This is a genomic window from Streptomyces sp. NPDC051105 (assembly GCF_040682795.1).
Classification (GTDB): Bacteria; Actinomycetota; Actinomycetes; order Streptomycetales; family Streptomycetaceae; genus Streptomyces.
Map to the genome: position 1 here is coordinate 1 of NZ_JBFBBR010000047.1, position 3,836 is coordinate 3,836.

Here is a 3,836-nt window from a genome sequence, read left to right on the forward strand (position 1 = left end):
GAATCCGCAATCGACTTAATCGGCGTACCACTTTCTACCAAGGTTTTAAGAAGCTTTACGTCTTGCTCCGAAAATTTCTCAGGTCTTCCTCCAAGTCGTCCTCTTGCACGTGCAGCTTCTCTACCAGCGGCAGAACGCTCCAAAATAAGATTTCTCTCAAATTCCGCAAAAGCCGCAAACAAATGAAACATCAATTGTCCAGTCGAACTTGATTTATCCATTGTAATATTTTCTTGCAAGCTATGGAAGCTTACTCCTTTATCATTAAGTGAATTAACTATGCTAATTAAGTCCTCCATATTTCTTCCTAATCGATCTAACCGCCAAACAACAATTGTATCTCCAGAACGAGAAAATTCGATGGCGGATTTTAATCCAGGTCTATCTTTTTTACTTCCTGACATATGATCAGTAAATATTTTTTCACAGTTATATTTTTTTAGACTATCTTTTTGTAAATCCAAATTTTGAAGTCCAGTTGAAACTCGTGCATATCCGATATTCATTTTTTTCTCCTTCATTTTAATTTATTGTATCATAACTTAAAAATATATATATAAATGAACATAGAATAAATTACGGGTTAATGAACGAGAAATGTAAATGATTTTGAGAAATTTAATAAGAAAAGAAGAGTGTTCAGAAAATGACCATTTTCTGAACATCTGATAAAAAAGGAAAAACGATTAGAACGCTTTTCTTTTTTATGTCTATTTATTTGATAATAGTCCAAAAACACTAAACAGGCTTTTAGTGATCCTTGCCTTCAATCGTTTCGATATCGCCTTTGCCGTCACGGGACACGATGGCCTTGATAGCGGCAGTGATGCCTAAAACATCATCATCCAATGACAACGCTGGTGTTTCCGGACGAGTGACAACCTGTTCCGGCAAAAATGGAATATGCATGAAGCCGGCCTTAATATCGGGAAACATCTTATCCCGCATATACTGTACCTGATAAAAAATGTGGTTGCAGACGTAAGTGCCTGCTGTGTTGGAGACTGCTGACGGAACACCAGCTTCCCGAATGGCTTTGGCCATGGCCTTAATTGGTAACTGGGTAAAGTAGGCATTCTCGCCATCGCCATGAATCGTGTGATTAAGTGGCTGATACCCGGCATTATCTTGAATCCGACCGTCATCCAAGTTAATCGCAACTCGCTCCGGCGTGAGTTCAAACCGGCCACCAGCCTGACCAATGCTCAACACATAGTCAGGCTTTTCTTTGGCAATAGCATCTTTAACGACATCGGCTGAAACATTAAACTTTGTCGGAATTTCCAATTTAACGATTTGTGCCCCAGCAATTTCATCCGGCAAACGTTTCACGGCTTCAATCGCAGGATTAATTTTATCGTCGCCAAAGGGATCAAATCCGGTAACAAGAATTTTCATGAGAAGATTTCCTTTCTAAAATGCCAAGAAGTACAGAAGCTATCGAGAAGTGTATCTTGTACCATCTTTAAGACGTTGGAGTCTTTGATGGGTAGGACAATTTGTTGCGCCATGATTTATATATACCTTTCTGAAATTAAATAATTAAACTTATAATAGGCTCCGCCTTTTTATGACCACATTAAAAAACTAAACAAAAAGAACACCATATAAATTTTGTACGTGGTCTTCTTTTTGCTTTGAATCATTTCATTCCCTTGCTAAACCATTAGAAGCTTATTGTCAGTTTCAATAATACATCCAGTTACAGTTTACAAGACAATCTCCTACCATAGCTCTTTAGTGGTATCAGCATAAATTTATCATTCCATTACTAAAAGTTACTTAAAAATCCTTTTACTTTCTCATACATATTTTGAGTTTCTATATCATTATATTCTAATAGCAATTCAGGATCAGAAAACAAATATCCTTCTCCTTCATATTCATAGAATTCCAACTTAGCGCCTGAATTTTCTATTTCATTCAGGAATTCTTGTAAAATTTCTTCATCTTCTAGTTTCCACGGATCTTCTTTAGAATAATGGATTTGGATGGGGAGATTTGATGGCCACCCCTCATAGCCAAACATTTTAACTGGCATTCCACCATGTAACAATATGGTTCCAACTGTCTCTGGAATTTTTAGCGAAAGCCACTCTGCTAAATTACAACCATTTGAAAAACCAATAAAGATAACCGGTTTCTTACCATTCTTCTTGTGTTCTTCCTCGAACATCGCATAGGCTTTCTTTTCTAAACCATCTTCTCCAAATGTTCCGAGAAAAGCCATAGCTGTTTTATAATCATCAAATTTCTTTCCTTCATACAAATCAGGAATGATAACATCAAAACCTTCTTTTTTTATAACCTCTGACAAATTTAATTCAGACCCTCTTATTCCAAGTACTGAATGATAGATAAAAACAATTGGCTTCATATAATCCTCCTAGTTAAACTGAATTTACCGATTTATATTTCTATAATGATATTAGAATAATAACAAGACCCATCAGACTTAATCTCATATTATTCACCGTAATTAAAGTCTGATTTCACATTATTAACATGTATTTTCTAAAGTATATCAAATAACTATTCTATTTACAATTCCTTCAATTCTAATATACTACAGTACAGATAAATTAGTAATTTTCAAGTTATTATATAGTTAGAAGGATATTATAGGTTCTGTTGCGAAGTTTTTTAAAGTGTTTTTTTGTAGATGGTAGTATTGGCAGAGTCTTTTTTTACATATTTTACTGCTCGAATACTTCCTTCATTGACTTCTTTTAGAAATTGTTTTCCTATTGATAGGCGTACTCCTTTAGGAATAGTTTCCCAATTTACAGATAATAAAGTTTTTAGTGAAAAGTTTGTGTCAGGTGGAAGTTTTTCAATTAGTCCAGTTATTTCGTTAAACCAATGAGAAAATTCGTGGTTTGGAAATTCTTTTTTAATCAGATATTGCTGGATAGAGAAGCTTCCTGCTTTTTTTAGCAAGGTTTCATACTGCAAATCAGTTAGGGTTAATTGGATATTCTTTGACATTTTAATTATGTCCTTTCATTTATATTCATATAAAGGATATCACATCCTATTTTGTTTGTCAATAAAACATTTTGTTTGTCAATAAAACATTTATATAAATGCTTTATTTTTTATAAATTTGTAAAAAACAGCCCCTATAATTATATCTTGTAAGTATAAGGGCTGTTTTTGGTTAATTTCTTAGGGGTTATTATCTAATTATAGACCCTAAACGAACATCTTTTGTAGAAATCCTTTTTTCTGCTCTTTGAGAAGATCTAGCTTACGCTGATGAAGAGCGATAGTGTCATCTAACTGTTTAAAGAAAGAGCCTATTTTTTGTTGTTCTTCAATCTTAGGTAGCTCTAGATTTAGATTAGAAACTGCAGGATAGTTAACATATATTTGCGTTCCCCCCTGAACAATTCGTTTAACTTTTTCTCTAAAAGGACCATTAAGTATGGTATATGCAAAATTAGAATCAAAGTTTTCTTTCGGAGAAATAATTTCAGTTCGTTGATTGATAACATATTCGTTATCTTTTTCTACCAGTAAAGTTCTTCCAATAATTGTTCCATTAGCAGTTTTATCATTTAGCACCATGGTGAGCTCTCCAGAATTAACAACTCGTCCATCTGTAATTTCATTTGATATTGCGCGAATATTTTGATCAACGTATTGGCTATTTAATCCATAGCTACCAATTGAAATAACTTTGTATACACCATATTTGTCAAAATACTTTTCAATAGCTGTTCCGCCTCTGTGATTAGCTACGTCAGATAACTTACGCTGTTCCCAATCGTCAGCAAACCCCGCAAATCGCAATTCAGGAACTTTGGCACCATTTTTAGGGAACATCTTTTGTA

The 3,836-nt window shown here is 34.2% G+C and carries 5 protein-coding genes; all 5 read right to left on the bottom strand.

What is annotated here, in order from left to right; translation table 11 throughout:
• Positions 1–506 (bottom strand): recombinase family protein (locus tag AB0N16_RS41455; RefSeq protein ID WP_365806004.1); only part of this gene is annotated, 506 nt, incomplete at its 3' end.
• Positions 507–750: 244 nt separating this feature from the next.
• Positions 751–1,398 carry a pyroglutamyl-peptidase I gene (gene pcp / locus AB0N16_RS41460; RefSeq protein WP_014573651.1) on the bottom strand — a complete coding sequence of 216 codons (648 nt, stop codon included), beginning with the start codon at positions 1,396–1,398 and terminating at the stop codon, positions 751–753.
• 373 nt (positions 1,399–1,771) lie between these two features.
• On the bottom strand, positions 1,772–2,377 hold the full coding sequence (locus tag AB0N16_RS41465) for a dienelactone hydrolase family protein (protein WP_063284065.1): 606 nt from the start codon (positions 2,375–2,377) through the stop codon (positions 1,772–1,774).
• A 266-nt stretch (positions 2,378–2,643) separates the two neighbouring features.
• Positions 2,644–2,988, bottom strand: coding sequence for a DUF1413 domain-containing protein (locus AB0N16_RS41470; protein WP_349221525.1), 345 nt, complete (start codon positions 2,986–2,988; stop codon positions 2,644–2,646).
• Between the two features lie 207 nt (positions 2,989–3,195).
• On the bottom strand, positions 3,196–3,836 hold a 641-nt coding region (locus tag AB0N16_RS41475), incomplete at its 5' end, for a restriction endonuclease subunit S (RefSeq protein WP_365806005.1).